This is a genomic window from Kitasatospora acidiphila (assembly GCF_006636205.1).
Lineage (GTDB): Bacteria > Actinomycetota > Actinomycetes > Streptomycetales > Streptomycetaceae > Kitasatospora > Kitasatospora acidiphila.
The window spans coordinates 6,826,244-6,848,050 of record NZ_VIGB01000003.1; the positions used below are offsets into that span (position 1 = coordinate 6,826,244).

At 70.5% G+C, this 21,807-nt stretch carries 20 protein-coding genes and 2 pseudogenes; 12 read left to right on the forward strand and 10 right to left on the reverse strand.

Annotated elements, in window-relative coordinates; genetic code table 11:
* Positions 1 to 112 precede the first annotated feature (112 nt).
* Both E6W39_RS32325 and E6W39_RS32330 read right to left on the reverse strand, forming a co-directional pair.
* Positions 113 to 1,507 carry a 2,3-diphosphoglycerate synthetase gene (locus E6W39_RS32325; protein ID WP_141636499.1) on the reverse strand — a complete coding sequence of 465 codons (1,395 nt, stop codon included), beginning with the start codon at positions 1,505 to 1,507 and terminating at the stop codon, positions 113 to 115.
* A 188-nt stretch (positions 1,508 to 1,695) separates the two neighbouring features.
* Complete coding sequence (locus tag E6W39_RS32330; protein ID WP_141638078.1) at positions 1,696 to 2,028, reverse strand: ATP-binding protein; 333 nt, start codon at positions 2,026 to 2,028, stop codon at positions 1,696 to 1,698.
* A gap of 370 nt (positions 2,029 to 2,398) precedes the next feature.
* On the opposite strand from E6W39_RS32330, the gene E6W39_RS32335 reads away from it, so the two are divergent.
* The 3 genes from E6W39_RS32335 to E6W39_RS32345 all read left to right on the forward strand — a co-directional run bounded on the left by E6W39_RS32335 (position 2,399) and on the right by E6W39_RS32345 (position 3,712).
* The gene (locus tag E6W39_RS32335) at positions 2,399 to 3,250 is read left to right on the forward strand and encodes a helix-turn-helix domain-containing protein (RefSeq protein ID WP_141636500.1); all 852 of its coding nucleotides are present in this window, start codon (positions 2,399 to 2,401) and stop codon (positions 3,248 to 3,250) included.
* Positions 3,251 to 3,261: 11 nt separating this feature from the next.
* A complete protein-coding gene (locus tag E6W39_RS32340; RefSeq protein WP_141636501.1) occupies positions 3,262 to 3,453 on the forward strand; it encodes a hypothetical protein in 192 nt (63 codons plus the stop codon).
* A gap of 67 nt (positions 3,454 to 3,520) precedes the next feature.
* A complete protein-coding gene (locus E6W39_RS32345) occupies positions 3,521 to 3,712 on the forward strand; it encodes a hypothetical protein (protein WP_141636502.1) in 192 nt (63 codons plus the stop codon).
* Positions 3,713 to 3,832: 120 nt separating this feature from the next.
* Here E6W39_RS32345 and E6W39_RS32350 read toward each other — a convergent pair whose 3' ends face one another.
* On the reverse strand, positions 3,833 to 4,441 hold the full coding sequence (locus E6W39_RS32350; protein WP_141636503.1) for a helix-turn-helix domain-containing protein: 609 nt from the start codon (positions 4,439 to 4,441) through the stop codon (positions 3,833 to 3,835).
* A gap of 115 nt (positions 4,442 to 4,556) precedes the next feature.
* On the opposite strand from E6W39_RS32350, the gene E6W39_RS32355 reads away from it, so the two are divergent.
* Positions 4,557 to 5,375, forward strand: a complete 819-nt coding sequence (locus tag E6W39_RS32355) for an MBL fold metallo-hydrolase (RefSeq protein ID WP_141636504.1) — start codon at positions 4,557 to 4,559, stop codon at positions 5,373 to 5,375.
* A gap of 345 nt (positions 5,376 to 5,720) precedes the next feature.
* Here the strand turns inward: E6W39_RS32355 and E6W39_RS32365 are convergent, their stop codons facing one another.
* Together E6W39_RS32365 and E6W39_RS32370 are read right to left on the reverse strand one after the other, a co-directional pair.
* Positions 5,721 to 6,947, reverse strand: a complete 1,227-nt coding sequence (locus tag E6W39_RS32365) for an RNA-guided endonuclease InsQ/TnpB family protein (protein WP_141638079.1) — start codon at positions 6,945 to 6,947, stop codon at positions 5,721 to 5,723.
* A 111-nt stretch (positions 6,948 to 7,058) separates the two neighbouring features.
* The gene (locus E6W39_RS32370) at positions 7,059 to 7,412 is read right to left on the reverse strand and encodes a histidine phosphatase family protein (RefSeq protein WP_141636505.1); all 354 of its coding nucleotides are present in this window, start codon (positions 7,410 to 7,412) and stop codon (positions 7,059 to 7,061) included.
* A 282-nt stretch (positions 7,413 to 7,694) separates the two neighbouring features.
* On the opposite strand from E6W39_RS32370, the gene E6W39_RS32380 reads away from it, so the two are divergent.
* Positions 7,695 to 8,426 (forward strand): dienelactone hydrolase family protein, encoded by a 732-nt coding sequence (locus E6W39_RS32380; protein ID WP_141636507.1) that lies wholly within the window; start codon positions 7,695 to 7,697, stop codon positions 8,424 to 8,426.
* A 158-nt stretch (positions 8,427 to 8,584) separates the two neighbouring features.
* Here the strand turns inward: E6W39_RS32380 and E6W39_RS32385 are convergent, their stop codons facing one another.
* Entirely contained in the window at positions 8,585 to 9,166 is a 582-nt protein-coding gene (locus tag E6W39_RS32385; RefSeq protein WP_141636508.1) for a TetR/AcrR family transcriptional regulator, read from the reverse strand.
* A gap of 83 nt (positions 9,167 to 9,249) precedes the next feature.
* On the opposite strand from E6W39_RS32385, the pseudogene E6W39_RS32390 reads away from it, so the two are divergent.
* A pseudogene (locus E6W39_RS32390) lies at positions 9,250 to 10,130 on the forward strand (SDR family oxidoreductase).
* A gap of 115 nt (positions 10,131 to 10,245) precedes the next feature.
* Here E6W39_RS32390 and E6W39_RS32395 read toward each other — a convergent pair.
* Complete coding sequence (locus E6W39_RS32395; protein WP_141636509.1) at positions 10,246 to 10,758, reverse strand: DUF3995 domain-containing protein; 513 nt, start codon at positions 10,756 to 10,758, stop codon at positions 10,246 to 10,248.
* 323 nt (positions 10,759 to 11,081) lie between these two features.
* On the opposite strand from E6W39_RS32395, the gene E6W39_RS32400 reads away from it, so the two are divergent.
* Complete coding sequence (locus E6W39_RS32400) at positions 11,082 to 12,416, forward strand: hypothetical protein (RefSeq protein ID WP_141636510.1); 1,335 nt, start codon at positions 11,082 to 11,084, stop codon at positions 12,414 to 12,416.
* 27 nt (positions 12,417 to 12,443) lie between these two features.
* Here E6W39_RS32400 and E6W39_RS32405 read toward each other — a convergent pair whose 3' ends face one another.
* Positions 12,444 to 13,292: a YhjD/YihY/BrkB family envelope integrity protein gene (locus E6W39_RS32405; RefSeq protein WP_141636511.1), complete on the reverse strand. Its 849-nt coding sequence runs from the start codon at positions 13,290 to 13,292 to the stop codon at positions 12,444 to 12,446.
* Positions 13,293 to 13,323: 31 nt separating this feature from the next.
* A pseudogene (locus tag E6W39_RS32410) lies at positions 13,324 to 14,595 on the reverse strand (chloride channel protein); the annotation flags it as partial.
* Positions 14,596 to 15,003: 408 nt separating this feature from the next.
* Here E6W39_RS32410 and E6W39_RS32415 point away from each other — a divergent pair.
* The 5 genes from E6W39_RS32415 (at position 15,004) to E6W39_RS32435 (ending at position 21,173) form a co-directional block, all read left to right on the forward strand.
* Positions 15,004 to 15,558: a DUF2165 domain-containing protein gene (locus E6W39_RS32415; protein WP_141636512.1), complete on the forward strand. Its 555-nt coding sequence runs from the start codon at positions 15,004 to 15,006 to the stop codon at positions 15,556 to 15,558.
* 128 nt (positions 15,559 to 15,686) lie between these two features.
* On the forward strand, positions 15,687 to 16,874 hold the full coding sequence (locus E6W39_RS32420) for a CaiB/BaiF CoA transferase family protein (protein WP_141636513.1): 1,188 nt from the start codon (positions 15,687 to 15,689) through the stop codon (positions 16,872 to 16,874).
* A 223-nt stretch (positions 16,875 to 17,097) separates the two neighbouring features.
* Positions 17,098 to 17,508 (forward strand): hypothetical protein, encoded by a 411-nt coding sequence (locus E6W39_RS32425; RefSeq protein WP_141636514.1) that lies wholly within the window; start codon positions 17,098 to 17,100, stop codon positions 17,506 to 17,508.
* Positions 17,509 to 17,839: 331 nt separating this feature from the next.
* Positions 17,840 to 20,182 carry an ATP-binding protein gene (locus E6W39_RS32430; protein ID WP_141636515.1) on the forward strand — a complete coding sequence of 781 codons (2,343 nt, stop codon included), beginning with the start codon at positions 17,840 to 17,842 and terminating at the stop codon, positions 20,180 to 20,182.
* Positions 20,169 to 21,173 carry an alpha/beta hydrolase gene (locus tag E6W39_RS32435; protein WP_141636516.1) on the forward strand — a complete coding sequence of 335 codons (1,005 nt, stop codon included), beginning with the start codon at positions 20,169 to 20,171 and terminating at the stop codon, positions 21,171 to 21,173. Before E6W39_RS32430 ends, E6W39_RS32435 begins: the two co-directional genes overlap by 14 nt.
* Positions 21,174 to 21,188: 15 nt before the next feature.
* Here E6W39_RS32435 and E6W39_RS32440 read toward each other — a convergent pair whose 3' ends face one another.
* The gene (locus E6W39_RS32440; protein ID WP_141636517.1) at positions 21,189 to 21,770 is read right to left on the reverse strand and encodes a GNAT family N-acetyltransferase; all 582 of its coding nucleotides are present in this window, start codon (positions 21,768 to 21,770) and stop codon (positions 21,189 to 21,191) included.
* Positions 21,771 to 21,807: the final 37 nt, after the last annotated feature.

Here is a 21,807-nt window from a genome sequence, read left to right on the forward strand (position 1 = left end):
GTCGCAACGAGAAGAGGAAGTGCAGATAACGGTGCAAGGTCGCCCGGACAGTCCCTAGTCGTCCGCTCGGACCGGGAGCAGCCAGCGGACGGGCCGTATCTGCCGGAGGCCTTCACCGCCAGCCGAGGCCCGATCGTGGCGGATCTCCGCGAAGGGCCTCATCCGCCAGTGCGAGGACGACCTGATCGAAGCAAGGTTCGCCGGGTAGCGGACTCACCTCGGTGTCGCAGAACACCACCGGAATGCCGCGCTGCTCGGCATGTTCGGCGACGACGTCGATGGCGGCCGCCTTGAGCTCCACCAGGTACACGTCCGCGTCCACTTCCGCGAGTTCGGCCTGCAGCCGGTTCCGGTCCGCAAGGGCACCTGTGGCGTGGACCACACAGGTGCCGTATCTCGTCCGCAGGTGGTCGATCATTCCAGGCAGCAGGTGTGGTGCGGCAGTTGTGAAGAATGCGACGCGACGCCCCGACACGTCCGAGACCGGTCGCGGACGAAGTGCGGCCGCGATCAGCGGAACGTCCCGGATCTGGCGGAGGGCCGTGCGCATGGCCCGGACATCGAGCTGCGGATCCGGCAGGGTGAGAACCACCAGGTCGGACACCAGGAGGCGGTACGCGCCCAGATAGCCGAGCACCCGGTCGGGGTCCTGCTCGCCCCCGACCACCAGGATCCGCCGGCGCACCTCCACCGGTGGCAGGACGGTCCCGCTGCCCTCGAACAGAACGAGATCCGGCGAGAGCTGCGCCGCCATCTCGGCCGCCGCCTCGACGTTCGAGGCGAACGGAGCGGCCGCGAAGCCGCCGCCGCAACGTCGTGCCCCTACAGTGGCCACTCCGGCGAGTACCGCGTCCTCAATGTAGTCGGACGCGGCGTGTCGGCCAGAGCGGGACAGCGCCAGGAGGTCGGTCAGGCCCGGTGGAGCGGTCACCACCTCGGGGGCGGCAGGGCCGCCGCGGCCCATGGCGACGACCACGACGTTCCACCGCCCGGCCAGCAAGCGCGCGGTGTGCCCGCTCACGGCGGTCTTACCGATGCGCTTGCCCGTGCCGGCGATGCCGATGGACGGGAGCGCGAACGGAGCCAGCCGTGGCGGTTCGAAGTAGAAGTCCGCTCCCATGTACGCGACTCCGCACGCCATCGCGCGAACCGCGTACGCCATCCGCTCCGGACCGCCGACCACCGGCTCGTCCGACAAGTCGAGGACCAGATCGGCCCCGCAGGCTGACACGGCGTCCGCGATGGTCCCGGTCAGGAGCGGCGCGCCGAAGTCCGGTGTCCCCCGCAGCTTTTCGGCCCCGCCGACGAGCATGGCACCCACTACCCGGCAGGGCAGTGTGCTCAGCGTTTCCCGGACCACCTCGGGATAGTGCTCCCCGTCAACCAGGGCGAGGACCCGCTTTCCCGCCAGGGGTGACGTCAGTCCGCCGATCATGTGACCTCCGGGGAGCGGGCCGTGGCCAGGGTGATCGGCGACTACTATCTCGCCGTTGACGTCGCGCTCCACGGCTGGAGGCGCACAGTGTGGCGCGGCCGAGCCGGGTGGTCAAGGACACTGACCCGAACGAGGGTTGTCGCGGCCTACGATCGGGCTCGCCAGTCACGTCCAGGTCCTGCCACGAGTGAGGCTGCGGCGCGGCGAGCTGGCCCAGCTGCTCTTGGCCGGGTCAGCTCACCATGCTCGCTGACCGCTCGTCAGTTCTGGCTCAAGCGGATGCCGGCGATGACGGACTTGCCGCGGGTGGGGCGGGACTTGACGCCCCAGGCGTCGCTGAGGGATTCGACGAGGAGGAGGCCGCGGCCGGTTTCGGTGTCGGGGGCGGGGCGCTTGAGCGTGGGGTGGGTGGGGGAGGGGTCGGAGACGGCGAGCCAGTAGTGGCCGTCGGCGGTCCAGAAGGAGAGCTCGATCAGCTCGTCCTCGTCGGGGTCGGCGCCGTGGCGGATGGCGTTGGTGACGAGCTCGGTGGTGAGGAGGCGGAGCTCGTAGGAGAGTTGCGTGGGGCAGTGGTCGGGGAGCGCGTCGGCGATCGCGCGCCGGGCGCGCGGGACGGACGCGGGCTCGGAGGGGAAGCGCCAGTGGCGGGGAGGGCGGGGACGGCGACCGTGGCGGTGGGTGCGGTGAGCGAGGTTCCGGGCATGGCTGACTCCTGGTCAGGGCGCGGGGGTGGTTGTGCTGTTGGTTGCGACGGCGCTGCCGGTGGCCTGCCTCCCTGGGCGCGGGCATACCGCTCCCAGGGAGGGCGGGCATGCTCGCGCGGTGCACTTCCGGCGTAGCCGTATGTGACTTGCGTGATACTTACGGTAGAGCATCGGGGAAACATGTTCCACCGGATCCGCCGAGATGGACCAGTGATCCGGAATCGGGGCACACTGGGCGCCATGCACGGAGAGGGGACACATGCCACCCAGGAGTAATCCGACGGCCCGTCAGCAACGCCTCGGAGTCGAGCTTCGCAAGCTGCGTGAGGCTGCAGGGATGTCCACGGAGCAGGCAGCCGCGGTGCTGGCCACGAACCGGACCGTGATCACGAACACCGAGGCGGGTCGACACGGCATCAGCCCCGAGCGGGTACGGCGATTGGCGTGCAACTACGACTGCACGGACTCGGCGTTGGTCGAGGCGCTCGTGCGAATGGCTAGCGATCGCACGGTTGGATGGTGGGAGGAGTACCGGGGGATCCTGCCGCCGACGTTCCTGGACATCGCCGAACTTGAGTGGTTCGCGCGGCGGCTCCGGATGAGCACCATGACTCACATCCCGGGTCCATTCCAGACGGAGGCGTACGCACGCGCCCTGTTCGCGGCGGCGATTCCAGAGCTTCCGCCAGAGGAGTTCGATACTCGGGTGGCGCACCGAGTTCAACGGCGCCAGGTGCTTGATCGAGTCGACCCACCATCGTACGTGGCCATAATTCATGAGGCAGCGCTGCGCATTGAGGTTGGTGGCCGGAAGGCACTGCGCGATCAGTTGTGGAACATCTTGGAACTGTCTGAGCGGGACACCGTTACGATTCAGGTCATCCCGTTCTCGGCGGGAGCGTTCCCCGGCTCGGGGCAGACCATTCTCTATGCCGCAGCTGATGTACCGAGTCTGGACGTCGTGCAACTTGACCGTGCGATCGTCGCAGAGTTCCTGCATGTTGAAGCGCAACTGCGAAAGTTCGCGCTCCAGTTGGATCAGATGGAGCGGGTTGCGTTGTCGCCTGAGGAGACCCGTAGCCTGATCCACAGCATCGCACGCGAGCTATAGGAGACACACCAATGTCCGACATCACTTGGGAGCCCCCGTTCTGCCAGGACTCTGGCAACTGTTTCCGCCTCGGTACCGACACCGACGGCAACGCCTTCATCGCCGTCAACGGCCAGGAGCAGCACGCCATCTCCGACTCCCTCGGCGCCCTCCGTACCCTCATCCTGGACATCAAGGCGGGCAAGGCAGACCATCTGCTGTAGCTGTCAGCAGCAAGCCGGGGCGGGCGTCTATGCCGTAGCCCCGGCTCGTCCCAATGGAGGCGCACTGATGCCCGACATCACGTGGGAAGACCCGTTCTGTGCCGAAGGCAACTCCTGCTTCCGCCTCGGCACCGACCCCGCCGGCAACGCCTACATCGCCGTCAACGGCCAAGAGCAGCACACCATCTCCGACTCCCTCGCCGCCCTGCGCACCCTCATCCTGGACATCAAGGCAGGCAAGGCGGACCACCTCCTCTAGCATCCGCCCTTCAGTTGGATCCGACTGAGCCGGGTTGATCGAGGTTTGTGGTGGGTCATGGTCGTGTGTGGCTCTGGGCGAGCCAGCTCTGTCCGGGTCCGCTCCGCGAGCTGCGGCCGATCAGGTGCTGCGCGAGATGACCATGATGTATTCGCAGGGAGCGTTCGTTCGGTTGGCGAAGCCGTGGTCTGCGTCGGCTCGGAGGAACAGGGAGTCGCCTGCGTTCAGGGTCTCGCTGATCCCGCCGACCGCGACGGTGAGGGTGCCTTCGAGTACCACGAGTTGTTTCTCCGTGCCTGGCGGATACGCGGGCAGGAGCCCGGTGGAGACCTGCGCGGGAAGGTAGTGGACGACCATCTCGGCTCGTCCCGCACCCGGGGCCGCTGACACGATGTGCCGCTCGAAGCCGGTTTCCGGGTCACGGAAAACGGGGCGATCGTTCTTGCGCATGACAATGGCCACGCCGGACGTGGCAGCGGCCGGCGCGCCGATCAGGTCCGAGAGCGACACCTCGAGCGCGTGGGCGATCCTGGACGCGACGCCGATCGTCGGGCTTTTCTCGCCGCGTTCGACCTTGGACAGCATCGCCCGGCTGACCGACGACCGTGTGGACAGCTGCTCCAGTGTCAGACCCGCCTCCTCGCGGTGCCGCCGCACGTTACCGCCGAACGCGCCGGCCAGATCGTCACCTTGCTGCTGTCCGGCGGTGTTTCCGTCTTGCTCGACCACCGTGCTCCTCGATCGATGGGTACCTCGCTGCCCACAAGTGTATGGTTTCTTCTAAAGGAGATCTGATCTTCTATCGGAGATGCACGATGTGCGCCCGACATGACGGAGGGGTTCCATGCGTTTGATCTCAAGTGGCCGGCACCATGCCACGTTCGAGTTCGGCGATCTGCAGGTGGTCTCGTTACGAGACGGGTACATCGACATGCCGCCGACACGGCTCCGCGACGAGGACGGGTGCCCGCTCGATGAGCTGCCGGCCGCCGTCCCGCTTGTCGGCGACAACTTGCGGCTGTCGGTCAACGCCTTCTTCGTCACCGACGGCACGCGGTCGCTCCTCATCGACACCGGCGCGTCCAACGCCTGGCACGACCCCACCATGGGGCTGATCTACGACGCGCTCGACGAAGCGGGGATCGACCGCGCGCATGTCACCGATGTGGCCATCACCCACAAGCACGAAGACCACGTGAGCGGCCTGATCGCGCCGGACGGTTCAGAGGCGTTCACCAAACTGGAGCGCGTGTGGATCGGCGCGGGCGACACCTCGGTGTTCACGGGGCGGCTGGAGCCGATCCGCGACCGGGTCGTACCCGTGTCGGAGAAGGTCGCGATCAACGACTGGACCACCGCGATCCCGACACCGGGCCACACGCCCGGTCACACCGTCTACCACGTCAGGAGCGGCGCCGGCCACCTTCTCGCCTGGGGCGACACCGTTCACGTTCCCACGCTCCAGTTCGATCAGCCGAACGTGTCCTGGGAGCTCGACGGCAACCAGTCCCAGGCCCGCGCCGCGCGAGCAGCCCTCCTCGAACAACTGACCCAGCCACACCACTTCGTAGCCGGCGCCCACCTCGACTCACCCGGCATCGCCCGCGTGACCGCCTCCGGCGACGGTTATGCGCTGGAGTACCTTGCACCACCGATCGGCTGATCGGCTGATAGGGCGGGAACGGCACCACCACGGCGAGCCAGGCGACCAGCTTCGGGACAGCAACGTCGGAGCCGGATCCGTGCCGGAACGGGTGGTGAACGCAGGTCGGTGACACGAGGCTGAACCGTCCAGTCACCGGGAAGCATGTAGTGCCAGCCCGGGCGCTAGGCGGGTGGGGCTGCGACGACGTCCTCCAGTCAGGCGCCGGTGAGCAAGCAGTCCAGGGCCCATCGGTTGGCCGAGTGGGCGATCACCAGGATCCGGCTGCGGTCCCAGCGGGTGGCCAGGTCATGGAGGAACGCGTCGGTGGCTGCGAGGACTTGGCGTTGACTTCCGCTCCCCGCCCTAGGGGGCGGGGATTCCTACCATGGTCGTCTGACCGTCTCGGTGGGTTCCTGCTTCAACGCGCCGTGCCGGAACATGTTCCGGTCTTACCTGCGCTCCACAGGCTGTCACCGCCAGTCCGGCGGCCTTGGCGACGTTGACCGCCGCGTTGATGTCCCGGTCGAGGACGGCCCCGCATGCCCCACAGGTCCACTCCCGGATGTGGAGGGGCTTGGGGCCGTCCTGGACACTGCAGTTGGAGCAGACCTGCGAGGTCGGCTCGAAACGGCCTACGCGGTGGAAGGCGCGCCCGTACCGGGCGGCCTTGTACTCCAGCATCGTCACGAACGCCGACCATCCGGCATCGTGGACGGACTTGGCCAGACGAGTGCGGGCGAGTCCCTTCACCGCCAGGTCTTCCACGGCGACCGCTTGGTTATCGCGGATCAATTCGGTGGAGAGCTGGTGGTGGAACTCGCGCCGCGCATCGGCTACCCGGGCGTGTGCGCGGGCGACCTTGATACGGGCCTTGTCCCGGTTCTTCGACCCTTTCGCCTTGCGGCTCAGGGCCTGCTGCGCCCGCTTGAGCTTCTTCTCCGCGCGGCGCAGGAACTTCGGGCTGTCGATCTTCCGGCCGTCCGAAAGGACGGCGAAGTGGGTGAGCCCCAGGTCGATGCCGACCACGGCGTCCGTCTCCGGCATCCGGGTCAGGTCGTCAGCCGGGTCGGTCTCCACCACGAACGAGCAGAAGTACCGCCCTGAGGCGTCCTTGACCGCGGTCACCGTGGACGGCACCGACGGCAGTCGCCGGGACCACTTCACCCGCACGTCGCCGATCTTCGGCAACGACAGGTCACCGCCCGGCGTGATCGACCAGCGGGCATTGGCGGTGAACCGGATGGCCTGCCGGTTGTCCTTGCGGGACTTGAACCGGGGTGCGCCCATGCGCGGGCGTTTGCCCTTGAGGCCGTCGAAGAAGTTCCGGTAGGCGGCGTCCAGGTCCCGCAGCGACTGTTGCAGCACCACCGCCGATACCTCACCGAGCCAGGAACGGGCCTCGGTCTTCTTCGCCTCTGTCAGGGCCTTCGACAGCACCGCGGGCGGGACGAACGGCAGCCCCGACGCACGCGCGTCCTCGCGGGTACGCAAGGCATCGTTGTACGCCACCCGCGCGCACCCGAACGCTCGGGCCAGTGCGGAACGCTGAGGCCCGTTCGGGTAGAGGCGGAAGGAGTACCGAAGCTGCACGGTGAGCAACCTAGCGGAGGGTACTGACAACAGCACGGACCGTGCTCGTGCGCGGGTCAAAGCACCACTCAGAATCGCTTCACCGCTGGGCCGAAGCTCGGCGCACTGCGATTAGTTCCGGTAGCTCTGGCCGCCGGGGAAGGGATCGTCGATGCGGCGGGTCCGTTGGGCGGCGATCCTGGCGACCGGGGTTCCGTTGAGGTCGCCGTAGTTGCACTCGCGCAGCCGGACGTCCTGGTGGAGCGGTGGCTGGCCATCCGGGAACGCGATCCGTGCTGTCTCCACGGCCCGGTCGAGGTCGGAGGTGAAGACTGCGGCGAAGCCGCCGGTGCGTCGGCGTTCGCCGAGTTCCGCGGCCTGGCGGCGGCCGAGTGCCGAGAGCCGGCCGGGGAGCCAGCCGGTGGCGATGCCCGCCTCGTTGTCGACGGTGGTGGAGTGTGTCTCGTAGACGATCTCTACGGCCATTGCGGCGCTCCCGGGTGCCTCAGTGGGTCAGACCGCTTCGGTGAGCGGCCGACCTCCCCGGTACATGCCCCTTTCGCTGCTGATGCAGGCACGCTGCAGACTCCGCGAAAACCTGTTGGCGAACCGCGGCGGCCGCCTGCTACCTTTCTGGAGGCCGTGCAAGAGACCGAGGAGGTGGTACCCGTGAACGCAGTATCGACATGGGTGCTCCCCTCTGGGGCCACGGTCGGGCGATAGGTCGTCCGGGAGCGCCGTTCAAGAGCACTCCCGAAAGGTACGACCATGAACTTCACTTCCGAGCAGCGCCACGACGACGGCGTCCTCGAACGCGAATTCACCCTCGGCGAGATCCCCGGCACCCTGTGGATGCCCGGATCCGCGTCCGCATCCGCACCGGTCCCGCTGATCCTGATGGCCCACAACAACGGCCTGCCCAAGGCGGAACCCCGGCTGGTGGCCCGGGCCCGGTACACCGCCGCGTGCGGCTACGCGGTGGCCGCCATCGACGCCCCCGGGGGCGGTGACCGGCCCCGTTCCGCCGCCGACGACAAGGCCCGCGCCGACATCCGCCGGGCGATGCAGGCCGGCGAGCCGGTCGATGAGATCTTCGAGTCCTTCGTCGGCCCGCTGGTCGAAAAGGCGGTCCCGGAATGGCAGACCACCCTGGACGCCCTCCTTGCGCTGCCCGAGATCGGCGGCCCGGTCGGGTACTCGGGGTGGACCGCCGTCGGCATCCGGCTGGCGGCGGTCGAGCCGCGCATCGCGGCGGCCGGTCTCTTCGCCGGGGGTTACGTGCCCCGCGCCCAGCGCGAGGAGGCCCGGCAGGTCACCATCCCGCTGCTGTTCCTGCTGCAGTGGGACGACGAAGGGAACCCCCGCCAGCGGGCCCTGGACCTGTTCGACGCCTTCGGCAGCAAGCAGAAGACGCTGCACGCCAACCTGGGCGGGCACACCGGCACCCCGTGGTTCGAGATGGAGGACGGGGACCGGTTCTTCGGCCGGCACCTGAAGTGAGGCCACGCCGGCAGTAGGCAGTAGCCGGCAGATGCACAGCCGCCCCGATCGCGACGGTGCCGCCCATCGGCGGTACCGGCTGGTCGGGGCGGCGCTCGGCCACCAGCACCACCGTCAGCTGGGCCCAGCCATCGGCTGGGCCCAGCCTGCGTGGGCCGCTAGCGCAACTCTGTGGCTGCCGCGCGGAGTTCGTCGAATGCGGCTCGGGTGTGGGTGGCCAACTCGCCGGGGTTCTCGTCGCGGCTGGGGTCGGCCCACTGGCTGAAGCCGAGCCTGAACGCGAGCACGCCGAGTTCGGCGGCCACGTGTGCCGTGGGCTCCGGGACGTCCCGTCGCTTCAATGCCTCGACCATCGCCGCGGCCATGCCGATGCTCTTCAACGCGTTGCGCTCCTGCAACTCCGCGTTCGCCTCGATCGCCGCGTGCAGCAGCGGGCTGATCTCGCGGTTGAACGACGTCATCTCACCGGATGCGCGCTCCAGGCCGGCCGCGACGGCCGTCATCGGTGTCGCGTCCGCGGGGGCGGCATCGATGCCCTCGGCCAGCAGGCGGCTGAGGGCCTTCTGCCCTGCGGTGAGGATCTCCCGCTTGTCGGCGAAGTGGCGGAAGAAGGTGCTCCGCGTGAGCCCTGCCCGTTCGGAGATCTGAGCGACCGTCGTTTCGTCGTATCCCTGCTCGGCGAACAGGCCGAGCGCCGCCACGACCAAGCGCTGTCGGGCATCGGGCTTCCATCTCGGCATATGACCATCCTAGACGATGCGACATGTGTCGCATCAGATGTACAGTGATGGGACACTAGTCGCATCACTCTTTGGAGCTCGCCATGCGCGTCTTCATCACCGGCGGAACGGGCCTGATCGGCTCGGCGGTCGTCGCCGAACTGCTCACCGCAGGCCATTCCGTCACCGCTCTCGCTCGTTCCGACGCCTCTGCGGCGCGCGCCGAAGCCGCCGGCGCCGACGTGCTCCGCGGCGGTCTCACCGACCTCGATGTGTTGCGAACCGGCGCGCAGCAGACAGACGGCGTCATCCACCTCGCCTTCAGCAACGACTTCAGCTCGCCCGAGGCACTCGCGCGAGGGGTCGCCGAAGAAGCCGCCGCACTCGCGGCGCTCGGCGACGCCCTCGTCGGCACGGACCGGCCGCTCGTCACCGTGTCCGGAACGCCCCGGGTGGCGGGTCGCGCATCGACCGAGGAGGACCCGCTGCCGGCGGACGGACCCGTCGCCGGACGCAGCCGGTCGGTGATGGGCGCACTCGCTCTCGCCTCACGCGGCGTGCGCAGCTCGGCGGTACGGCTGCCGCGCACGGTCCACAACCAGGGCCAGGGCGGGTTCGCCGGGCTGCTCACCGGGATCGCCCGCCGCACCGGCGTCGCCGGCTACCCCGGGACGGCGTGCAGCGCTGGCCGGCCGTCCACGCACTCGACGCCGCCGTCCTGTTCCGGCTCGCATTGGAGAAGGCTCCGGCCGGAAGCTCGTGGCACGCCGTCGCCGACGAAGGCGACGCGGTGCGCGACATCGTCGCGGTCATCGGTCGGCGGCTCGACCTCCCGGTCGAGTCGGTGCCGCCGGAGAGCTTCGGTGCCCTCGGCCCGATCTTCGCGACCGACCAGCCCGCATCCAGCAGTCACACCCGCACCGCCCTCGGCTGGGAGCCGACGCACCCGAGCCTGCTCGACGACCTGGAGAACATCGAAGCCTGACACGGCTGACGGGTTGACGGGCCGACGGGCCGACGGGACTTCGCCGGGCGAGGCGGTCAGTGCCGGCGAAGGCCCATCAGGGCCCGGCCGCCGCCAGCCCGGTGAACGTTGCAGGTCAAAGCGCCACCCGTGGGAACGTCATCGCTCGGCGGCCGATGGCGGCAAGGGCGAAGAGCAGCCCGCCCGCCATGAAGAACGGCTCGTACAGCAAGGTCGCGAACCGGTCCATCGCGTCAAGACCGGAGGCCGTACGAGCACCGACGGCCAAGGCCGCCCAGTCCGGAACGGACGGTGCGGCGTGGAGGAGCAGCAGTGCCGCAGTGCCCCACGCGCCGACGGTGAGCAGTCCGCCCGGCACTCGTCCGCCCCAGGGCCGGACGAGTGCCAGGGCCAGCGCAGCGGCCACGGCGCACAGGGGGATGGCAATGATGTCGATGACGAGCAGCGGAGTGTTGCCGCGCACCGAGAGGCCGGCCGGCAGGCCGATCCGGCCGCCGAGGAGCCAGTACAGGTGGACCGCGGAGAAGGCGGCGGCCCAGGTGGCGGCCGCATAGGCGGCGACCCGGGAGAGCGAGCGGGGAAGGCCGATTGCCCGGGTGTCGGCGGTGGCGTGGGTCGCGGTGTCCATGCGGTTCACCCTCGCCGGTCGAGCATGCCGTGCACGTCATCCAGCCGGTGTGTTCCGCTCCCCCGCCAGGGGGAGTCGGACGCATCCGGGGGCGCGACCGCTCGGCGGTAGCAGCTGGGACGCATGCTTGATGACGTCGCCTCGGCGCGGGGCGGCGGTGATGGCCGACGGATGCTCAGGAAACCCGGCGAACCTGGTCGGCCAAGGCACTAGGTACCCGCACGAGCCGTGGCACCCAAGGGCACCTGAGGGCAGCCGCCCCCGCCCCCGCCCTGCCCCAACGTCCCTACCCCGCCCCGCAGTCCGGCTCGTAGCCTGCTTCCATGTACGCCCGCGAGTCCCGTAAGCAGGAAGCCGCCCCCGCCCAGCGCACCGAGGCAGCCGGTACCGTGCGTCGGGGGAGCGGCCCGCCGGATCTCCGCTCCCTCCAGCGCACCGCCGGGAACGCCGCCGTGGTCCAGTTGATGGCCACCTCCAGTGCACCCGTCACGGTGGCCCGGGTGATGGACGAGAAGACGTTCAAGGGGCAGACCGGCGCCCCCGGGCTGCGGTCCAAGTCGGCGATCACCAACGTCGACCAGGCCCTGCGCAGCTTCCACGCCCTGCAGAACCCGTCCCAGCAGCAGCAGGTGACCGCGCTGGGCGCCATCGTGGACGCCTGCCTGACCTACCTCAACGCCAAGCCCAACGGGCAGCGCAGCGCGGGAGTTGAGAACCTGCGCGACCAGGCTGACAGCGAGCGCAGCAATCTGGTGCTGGGCCCGAAGCAGCAGATCCTGTCGCAGGGCGAGCAGCGGTTCCGGGACGTGCTGGCCCAGATCGACGCCGGCCTCGCGATCATCCGGCAACACGACTTCGCCCTGGGCGAGTTCCACCGGCGCAACCTGCCCGAGGACGCGCGGCGCGAGGGGCAGGCCCTCAGTCCGGTGGACTTCCAGCAAATGATCCGCAGCTACATCGACGAACTGAAGGCCCTGCTCGACGACCAGGACCTGCCTGCCGAGACCCACGATGTCATCGAGGAAGTCGTCGGTGTGGCCGACCTGGTGACCACCATGCGGTACCCGACCGGGATGCCCGGCATGTCGGTGAACCAGCCGGCACCGGAGGAACTGGCCGACACCGAGTACTCGTTCAACGTCGACACCCAGGCCCGGGGCGGCACGCCGTTCCTGCTGGGCCACATCACCCATGAGCTGACGCACGTCTCCGCACACCAGGCGTTCAACAGCAGCTCCGTGATGGCCCTGGCGCCTGTCGACACCACCCCGCCGCAGATCGCCCGACTCGCCCAGCAGCGCGCCCAGACCATGAGGGAGCTCCTGGCGCTCCTGAACGCGGACACCACGTTCCACCCCGACCAGCACGACCTGCTGGTGGAGAAGCTCGACTACGGGAAGCAGGGCGGCAAGCTCGGTCGCTACGCGACTACCTTCCGCCAAGCCAACAAGATCAACGATGAGGAGAAGGCCAGGTTGCTGGCCTGGGAGGAGGCGGCCGGCGAGAACTCCGGAACGCTGGTCGAGTACGACACCGTGCTCAACCAGATGCTGGTCTACCTGCACCTGTGGCGGATCGACCAGGCCAACCCGTTCTACGTCCGCCTGCGGTCGGCGGCCGCCGAGGCGACCGCCCGCCGGGCCACCGCGACGCAGTAGCTCCCCGGGTCCCCCAAGCAACCTTCCTCAACCCTGCCGCCGCAACCGCCTGAACGCGGCCGCGAACGACAGTTCGTGCTCCTGCCACACGATGCCCGTCACCGCGCCCAGGATGATCACCACTCCGAGGGCGATCAGCCAGGACATCAGCGAGAAGACCACCCCGATGGGGCCGTACTCCCTCGAGTCCGAGGTGACCATGTCGGAGGCGAAGAACGAGAGCACCACCACCATGCCCAGGTAGTACAGGCCGGTGGCGCAGGCGGACGGGAACAGCTCCCGCCAAGGGATCCGCCCCGCCAGGAGCAGCCACATCGTGAGCCACCAGTACGCCGTGACCCCGACCGTGCCGATGATGCCGAGCAGCACCGGTCCGCCGGCGTGGTGCAACACCGGGGAGGCCCAGGCGGACAGGGCGACGCCCGCCACCAGGACGGCCAGCGCGAGCAGTTGGTGGGGCATGTCCCTGACTCCCCGGCCCTGGAGGCCGAAGATCTGCTGGTAGAGCTCCTGCAGTGCCGCCGCTGCGGCGATGCCGCCCACGACGAAGAACACCGAGGCCGCCCCGGCGACGGCGTTGTTGGTGGCAGTCGAGGAGGCGAACAGGCCCTGGACGTCGGTGGCGGCCTGGTGGTTGAGGCCGAGGCGCCGGGACATCCTGCTCACGGCCGACCGGCCGGCCAGTGCGTCCGCCACGATCATGAACGGGAAGAAGCACAGCAGCAGGGTGGCGGCGAAGAGCATGCCCCGGTTGATGAACCCGAGCGACTGCAGTCGGTTCCAGAGCGTCTCGATCCATGAATCGGCGAACCACTCCTGGGCCGACTCGGCGATCCGGCGCACCTGCCGTACGCCCCAGTGGTCCTCGAACCTCATGACACCGGGTCAGCCCGCTTCGGGCCTTCCGCCGCAGGCTGGCTCCCGCCCCGCGCGGAGCGAGTCGGAGCGTCAGGACGTAGGCGACGACCACCGCGATGATCACCAGCGGCATGACGGTGAGACCGTTGACGCCGAGCAGCAGCGTGGCCAGGAGCACCGAGGTCATCGGGAGCCGCAACATCGCGACCGACATGGCGCCGATGCCCATCGCGAACGCCGCCGTGAGGGGCAACCCGGGCAGGTGGGAGAGCGCCATCCCGCCCGCCGCACCCACGAACATCGCCGGGAAGATCGGGCCGCCGCGGAAGGCGCTCAGTGAGGCGGCGTACGCCAGCGCCTTGCACGCGACGAGCAGGGTCAGCGCACCGGCCGTGTAGTCGGCGTGGTGCGCCAGCAGCGGGCCCATGGCGTTCTGCCCCGAGTAGAGCACCCCGGACGCGCCCTTGCCGGTGCCCTCGGCGTAGGCGATGGCGAGTCCGGCGACCGCCAGGCCCAGCAGCACGGTCACCGGCATCCGGTGCCGCTCCGCCCGCGCCTGCAGCAGGAGGGCCAGCCGCCGGATCCCGGTGCCGAGGAGGGTGGCCGCCACTCCGATCACCAGCGCCCAGCCGAAGCCGGCGATGTCCGGTCGATCGGCGTGCGGCACGCTCGGCAGCATCAGGGAGTAGGTGCCCAGACCGGTCCAGGTGCCCAGGCCGATGAAGATGAGCGAGCCGATGCCGGCGGCGAGCAGGCCGGGAACCAGGACCAGGCCCAGCCTCGGACCGCCGAGTCCGGAAGCCTCCATCAGGAGGAAGGCGCCGAGCAGCGGCGACCCCAGCAGTGTGCTGACGCCCGCGAAGGCTCCGGCGGCGCCGACCACGCCCAGAACCTGTGCGGGGAAGTCCTTGCGCGTCAGCTTGACGGCCAGCACGGCCAGTCCGCTGCTGAGCGCGATCAGCGGGGCCTCGGGGCCGAGGACGGGGCCGAGGGCCAGGGTGGTCAGCGCCGCGACGAACACGCCCGGGAGCTCGATCGGTGCGGGTGCGCCGGACGTCTTCAAGCCCTCGGCCGGCCGGTGGCCACCGGTCCCGGGGAGGTACCGGATGGTCGCGGCGACCAGCACGCCGGCGACGCCGAGCAGCGGCAGCGGCCACCAGGGCGGCGTGCCGTGGAAGCCCAGCCCCCTGGGCAGATCGGTGTAGGTCAGCGACTGCAGCCTGGAGACCAGGGCGAGGAAGCCGTAGGCCGCCGCGGAGATCGGGACCCCGAGGACGGCTGCCAGCACCAGCAGCTTCAGGTAGCCGGCGGTCCGGACCATGGCGAAGGGGTCGGGGGCCGCCGCCCCGACCGCCGGGGAACCGCCGTCGGCCGCCAAGCGAATCGCCTCCTCGCCACCGCTCTCGGGTCTCAGGTCGCCGGTCTCGGGCCGGACGGTCCCAGGTCGCCGTTCTAAGGGCTCAGGGCTCGGGTCGCCGGTCTCCGGTCTCCGGTCTCCGCGAAGGACGCGACGGGCCCGTGCCCACGACGTGCCATCACAGAGCAGCCACCAGCATCCATGGCCACCGGGCGAGCCGACCGCGACGGCCCAGCGATGCGGGGAAGCGTCACGCGAACGGCCCACGCCCGCAGCCAGCTGGCCCACCACCCGAAGGGGAGGCCGCCCGCCCCCGATCGGCCCCCTTCGACTCCGTCACCGTGCGCCGCACCCGCCACTACCCTGAGTGCCATGCCTGCCACCGGAACAGCGGCCACCGCCCGCCCGAACCGCCTGCTCGCCCTCGGCACCCTGCCCGTCGCCGCCGCCGTGCTGACCGCCACGGTCGCGCTCTACCTGCTCCTCGTCGTCTTCGGGAACACCACCGACTTCGGGACCAACCAGCAGTTCGTCCACCACGTCCTCGCGATGGACACCACCTTCCGTGACCGGCACCTGATGTGGCGGGCCATCACCTCGCGCACCCTGCAGGACGTCGCGTATGTCGCGATCATCGTCTGGGAGGCGGCCACCGCCCTGATCCTGATCGCCGCGACGGCCTACTGGCTCCCGGCCCTGCGCCGCCGGCGCGGCTACGCGAGGGCACGCCAGGCCGCCACCCTCGGGCTGGTGATGATGCTGCTGCTGTTCGGGGCCGGGTTCATCGCGATCGGCGGTGAGTGGTTCGCGATGTGGCAGTCCAAGGCGTGGAACGGGCTGGACGCGGCGATCCGCAACATCACCCTGGCGGGGATCACCCTCCTGGTGGTCCAACTGCCGTCCCGCCACTGGGGCGAGACCGACTGAACCCCAGCGCCGAGCGAGCCCCAGCGCCGAGCGAGCCCCAGCGCCGACTGACCCCGCAACCGACTGAACCCGCGCGCCCTTGGGTAGGCCTCCGCACATCCACAACGGGAGGGACGGAGGGAGTCGGCGTGTCGCTGCCGCTGGCGGGTGTCACGGTGATCGCGGTGGAGCAGGCGGTGGCCGCGCCGCTGGCGACCAGGCACCTGGCCGACCTGGGGGCCAGGGTGGTGAAGGTGGAGCGGCCCGACGGCGGCGACTTCGCCCGCTGCTACGACCACAGCGTCAACGGGCTGGCGAGCCACTTCGTCTGGCTCAACCGCGGCAAGGAGTCGGTCACCCTCGACCTCAAGACGGCCGAAGGCCGAGCCGTGCTGGCCGACTTGGTGGCGGACGCCGACGTCTTCCTGCAGAACCTGGCCCCAGGAGCCGCCGCCCGCCTGGGCTTCGGCGCCGCAGAGCTGCGAGCCCGGCACCCCCGGCTCACCACGGTCGACATGTCCGGCTACGGCTCCGGCGGCCCTTACCAGGACAAGCGCGCCTACGACATGCTGATCCAGGCCGAGTCGGGCCTCGCCTCGGTGACCGGTCCGCCGGAGCGGCCGGCCAAGACCGGCGTGCCGACCTCGGACATCGCCGCCGGGATGTACGCCCTGACGGCGACCCTGGCCGCGCTGGTCGGCCGCGCGACCACCGGGCAGGGCAGCGGGATCGAGGTCTCGATGTTCGAGGCGACCGCCGAGTGGCTGGGCCACCAACTGCACTACACCCAGGGCACCGGCCGCTCCCCGGGCCGCGCGGGCCTCTCGCACCCGGCCATCACCCCGTACGACGCCTATCCGACCGCCGACGGCCGCGAGGTACTGATCGGCATCCAGAACGACCGCGAGTGGGCCAGGTTCGCCGCCGGATTCCTGGACCGCCCGGATCTCGCCGACGACCCCGCGTGGTCGACCAACGTGGCCCGGGTGCGCCGCCGCCGGCTGGTCGACGCCCTGGTGGGCGGGCGGACGGCGACGATGACGGCGGACGAGGCGATCAAACGCCTCGACACGCTCGCCATCGCCGCCGCCCGCCTGAACGAGGTCGGCGACCTCCTCCAGCACCCGCAACTCGCCACCCGCGCCCGCTGGCGCACCGTCGCCACCCCCGTGGGCGACGTACGCGCCCTGCTGCCGCCGTTCACCTTCACCGGCGTCGACCTCCCGATGGGCCCGGTCCCGGCGTTGGGCGAGCACACCGACTCGGTGCTGCGGGGGCTCGGGTACGCGGACGAGCGGGTGGCGCAGCTGCGCGGGCGCGGGGTGCTGGGGGAGTAGGGGCGGCGAGGGGGCGGGGCGCGGCAGAGCGTGACAGGCGGCGCCTCCTGGGACTGTGTGGGGTTGTGCGGAAAACGGGACTTCATCAAGTCCGTTCGGCCACTCTTGCGTTGGCGCTGGCGGGCGCGACCTCACGGGGGTGGGCCGCGCCCGCTCACAAGCTCCGACAGGCCCCGCCGACCGGGGCCCGCGAGAACGCCGTTCCTTCAGCAGAGGAGTCACCGTGAGGTTTCGGATCGCCGCGTCGGCCGGTGTGCTGGCGCTCGCCGCGACCAGCAGCCTGTTCAGCGCCGGCAGCGCATCGGCGCTCGCCACGGGCGGCGGGTGCCGCGCCCCGTACTACGCCGACGGCGTGAACACCCAGGCCTGCATCACCTACGACGGCGGGAACAACATCCACGCCGCCGCGTACACCGGCGATGCCGTCCACAACACCATCGACCTGTGTATCAAGATCGTCAACAGCGGAGGCGGGCAGATGGGCCCGACCACCTGCCGTGAGGTCGATGCCTACTACGGGTCGGTGGTGGGCCCGTCCATCACCGCGCCTCCCGGAAACTACTACGGTGTGGCGTGGTTCACCTCGCCCACCTACTACTACGCGGGTGAGTCCCCGGCGGTCAACGTCTCCTGATCCCCGGCGGTAGCTTGCGGGACGTCACCACAACGGCGTGGGGCGCCCGCGTGTTGCGCTGACCTGCACAGCCCTTGACGGCCCACCCGAGCCCCGGTGGGCCGTCAAGGCATCGGTTCCCCGCGGCCCGCACGCCGTCCGAGGCCGGCGGCGGAAGGCCCTCCCGCCTGCCGCCGCCGGCCTCGCAGCGCCGGGCCGCGGGGTGGCCGGCTCGGCGTCGCAGGTTCAGGATGTTCGACTGCCGCCTGCGTGGTCACGTACTCCACACACATCCACACGCGCATAGACTCCAGACGAACCGACAGGCGGCCGCGTGGAGGTGACGGGGCAAGTGCCAAGGCCACAGCAGAGGGGCGGGCCGGATCCGGGGAAGGCCGCGGATCTCGCCGAATTCATCGGCCTGCTGGGAGAGTTGCGGATCTGGGCCGGCCAGCCCTCCTACCGGGAGCTGGCCAAGCGGGTCGGGCCGCTGCTGCGGCCGGCCCGCACAGTCTCGCCGTTCACCGTCGTGGACGCCTTCAAGGTCGCCCGCCGCCGTCTGGACCTGGACCTGGTGGTCGGGATCGTCCGGGCCCTGGGACTGGGTGAGGACGAGGTGGACCGCTGGCGGCAGGCGTGCGTCCGGGTGCACGCCCGGGCCAAGACCGGCGGGCCGACCGGGGTGCTGCGCCAACTCCCGGCCGACCTGGCCACGTTCACCGGTCGCGGCAAGGAGTTGGACGCGCTGCTCGCGGTGGTCGGCAGGGTCGGCACCGCTGGCGCGGCGGCGGTGGTGATTTCGGCGATCGAGGGGATGGCCGGGGTCGGCAAGACCCAGCTGGCGATCCATGCCGCACACCGGTTGGTGCGCGACGGCCACTACCAGGACATGCAGCTGTATGTGAACCTGCGGGGCTTCGACCCGGAGTTGCCGCCCATCGATCCGGCGGCGGTCCTGGACACCTTCTTGCGGCATCTGAAGGTGCCGGCCCAGCAGATCCCCGACGGCCTGGACGAGCGCGCGGCCATGTTCCGCGACCGGATCGACGGCAAGCACGCGCTGATCATCCTGGACAACGCCGCCGACGCGCAGCAGGTGCGCCCGCTTGTCCCGTCCTCGCCGTCGTGCCTGGTGATGATCACCACTCGGCGCAGCCTGATCGAGCTCGATGACGCGGTCGTGACCCAGCTGGATCTGTTCGAGCCCCGGGACGCGGTCTCGTTGCTCGCCCGGATCGTCGGCGCGGAGCGGGTGGCGGCCGAGCCGGAGGCGGCGGAGGCGGTCGTCGAGGCGTGCGGCTACCTGCCGTTGGCGGTCGCACTGGCCGCGGGCCGGCTGCGGTCCCGCCCGTCCTGGAGTCTGGCGTACCTGCTGAGCCGGCTGCGCAAGCACGGCGTGGACGCGGTCAGCACACCGGAGCGGTCGCTCCAGGACGTCTTCAACCTGTCCTACGAGGAGTTGGACCCCCGAACGCAGCGCCTGTTCCGGTTGCTGGCGCTGCACCCGGGGCCGGACTTCACCCCGCCGGCGGTCGCGGCGCTGGCCGAACTGAGCGAGACCGAGGCTGAGTTGCTGCTGGAACACCTTCAGGACGAGCACCTGGTCCAGCAGCAGTCCCCCGGCCGCTACGCCCTGCACGACCTGCTCCACGCTTACGCCGCCGCACGCGCCCGCCAGCACCCGGACGAGGAACGCGCCGCCACGGAACGGGTCTTGAGCTGGTACCTGGCGTCCGTCGATGCCGCCACCCGGCGGATCACACCGGCACGCTACGTACTGCCGCCGGAGCTCGCCCCGAGGGCAACCGCCCCTGCGGAGTTCGACGGCAGCGCCGAGGCGATGGCCTGGTGCGACCAGGAGTACGCGAACCTGCTGGCCGCTGCCGAGCGAGCGGCCGGCATCTCCAGCGGCGACCTCGCCTGGCAGTTGGCGACGTCGACGTCCAAGTACCTGTTCCTGCGCTGCCACTGGCAGGAGAGCCTGCGCGTCCATGAACTGGGACTGGAGGCGGCCGCGGCAACGCACCACTTGGCCGTTGAGGCGTGGGTGCGCGGCACTTTGGGGATGTCCTTGGCCGCGCTGGGTGAACCTGGCCTGGCGGCACCGCAGTTGACCCGGGCCCTTGAGCTGCGGCGCGAGCCCGGCGAGGTGAGCGCTGAGGCGGCGGGCTTCCGCAGCCCGGCCCGAGTCCTCGTCGAGTCACAGGAGTTGGAGGCAAGCCTCGACGGCTCGCTGCAGGCCCTGGAGACGGCCGTCCGCACCGGTGACCGCCAGCGGGAGGGCGCGGCGCTGAACGGCGTCGCCATTTGCCTGTGGGAGCTGAAGCGGCCGCTGGAGGCCATCGACTACCTGCGTCGGAAGTCGGCGCTGCACCGCGCCGACGGCGACCCGATCGGGCTCGGGCTGGCCCTGCACAACATCGCTGAATTCCATGAGACCGTCCAGCGCTACGACGAGGCCCTGGAGGCGCTCCAGGAGGCGCAGGAGATCGCCAGGGCCTGCGGTGACCCGCACGCCGAGGCCGGTGCGCTCTTCGGCATCGCCCGGTGCCTTTCCGCCACCGGGCAGCACCAGGCGGCCCGTCCGGACCTTGAGCGGGCGCTCGCCGTCTTCGAGAGGCTGAGAGCGCAAGAAGCCGGTGATGCTCGTGAACTACTCACCCCTATAACCAAGTTGGCCGATGATGATGAATGATGAAGCGCCGCTGCGGACCGGCGGCACGGCTCAGGTGCCGCCGTTCGACCCGGAGTTGGCCGCCGTGCTGGCCACCGTCGGCCCGGGGGAGCCGCTCACCCTGGCGGGGCTTGAGGCCCGGCAGCAGCGGGACGCCGCGGCGCGGCCCAGGCCGACGATCGGCGAACTCCAGGACGACGGCCGGTTCGAGGTGGTCGAGCTGCGCGCGCCGGCGGCGGACGGGAGCGAGGTCGCCCTGGTGAGCGCCCGGCCCGCCGGAGTCGCCGGACCGCTGCCGCTCCTCTACTACCTGCACGGCGGCGGCATGATCATGGGCAATGCCTGGTCCGTGCTGCCGAGGCTGCTTCGCGAGTGGGCCCTCCCGCTGCAACTCGCCGTCATCTCCGTCGAGTACCGGTTGGCCCCGAAGGCGCGGTACCTCGAACCGGTCGAGGACTGCTACGCCGGCCTGGTCTGGGCGGCCGAGCACGCGGCCGCACTCGGCCTGGACATGGACCGCGTCATCCTCGGCGGCAAGAGCGCCGGCGGTGGACTCGCCGCCGCACTGGCCCTGTTGACCCGCGACCGCGGCGGGCCGGCGCCGATCGGCCAGCTGCTGCTGAGCCCGATGCTCGACGACCGGGGCGACACCTTCTCCAGCCACCAGCTGGCCGACCACGACCCGTGGGACCGGGCCGCCAACGCGGTTGCCTGGCAGGCCCTGCTGGGCGACCGGTACGGAGCCGCCGACCTGTCGCCCTACGCGGCCCCGGCGCGCGCCACCGAGCTGTCCTCGCTCCCCCCGGCCTACCTGGAGGTCGGCTCGGCCGAGACCTTCAGGGACGAGGCCGTGGCCTACGCCAACGCGATCTGGCAGGCCGGCGGCGATGCCGAACTGCACGTCTGGCCCGGCGCGTTCCACGGCTTCGACACCATCGCACCGCAGGCGGCCATCAGCCGGGACGCCCGCGACGCCCGCTCCCGCTGGCTGCGGCGGATCCTCGGACGGTGAACGGTATTAGAGCCGTCACCAGAGCTTGTCGATCTCCCCGGGGTAGAGCTCGATGCGGCTGTGCGGGAACGACGGCCCCGCTTGCCGGCCGGCCGGGGAGAAGAAGTCGGCCATGGTGACTTTGTCGAACCCCGGCCGGTCGCTGGGGAAGGGGGCCCGCGCCGTGCCGCCGATCAGCACGGCGCCGGGCAGCAGCTGCCAGCCCGCGCTCTCATAGAACTCCTGGAGCGGGCGGTCGCAGCTGAACAGGCCGAGGTCGAGCCCCTGGCTGATCATCAACTTACGTGCTGCTGCCACCAGTTGACGGCCGTGTCCGAGACCGCGCGCGGACCGCCGGGTCACCACCGTGCTGAGCCCGCCCGCCCGCAGACGCCAGCGGGCGTGGACGATCTCCTTCGACAGGATGTCCAGCGCGGCCAGCACCACGGGCCCGTCCACCAGCAGCACCGAGTACGGCCGCAGCACGGGGTCGTGCGTCAACGCACCCGCGCCCTGGCCCTCGCCGTCGTCGGACGGCCAGGCCTCGTTCTGCAGCTCCAGCACCTGGGCACGCAACTGCCGGGGCGCGGCCTCCTCCGGGAATGACACGATCTCCATGCGCCAAGTCTGCCTGCCGCCGGGTACGGGCCCGCAG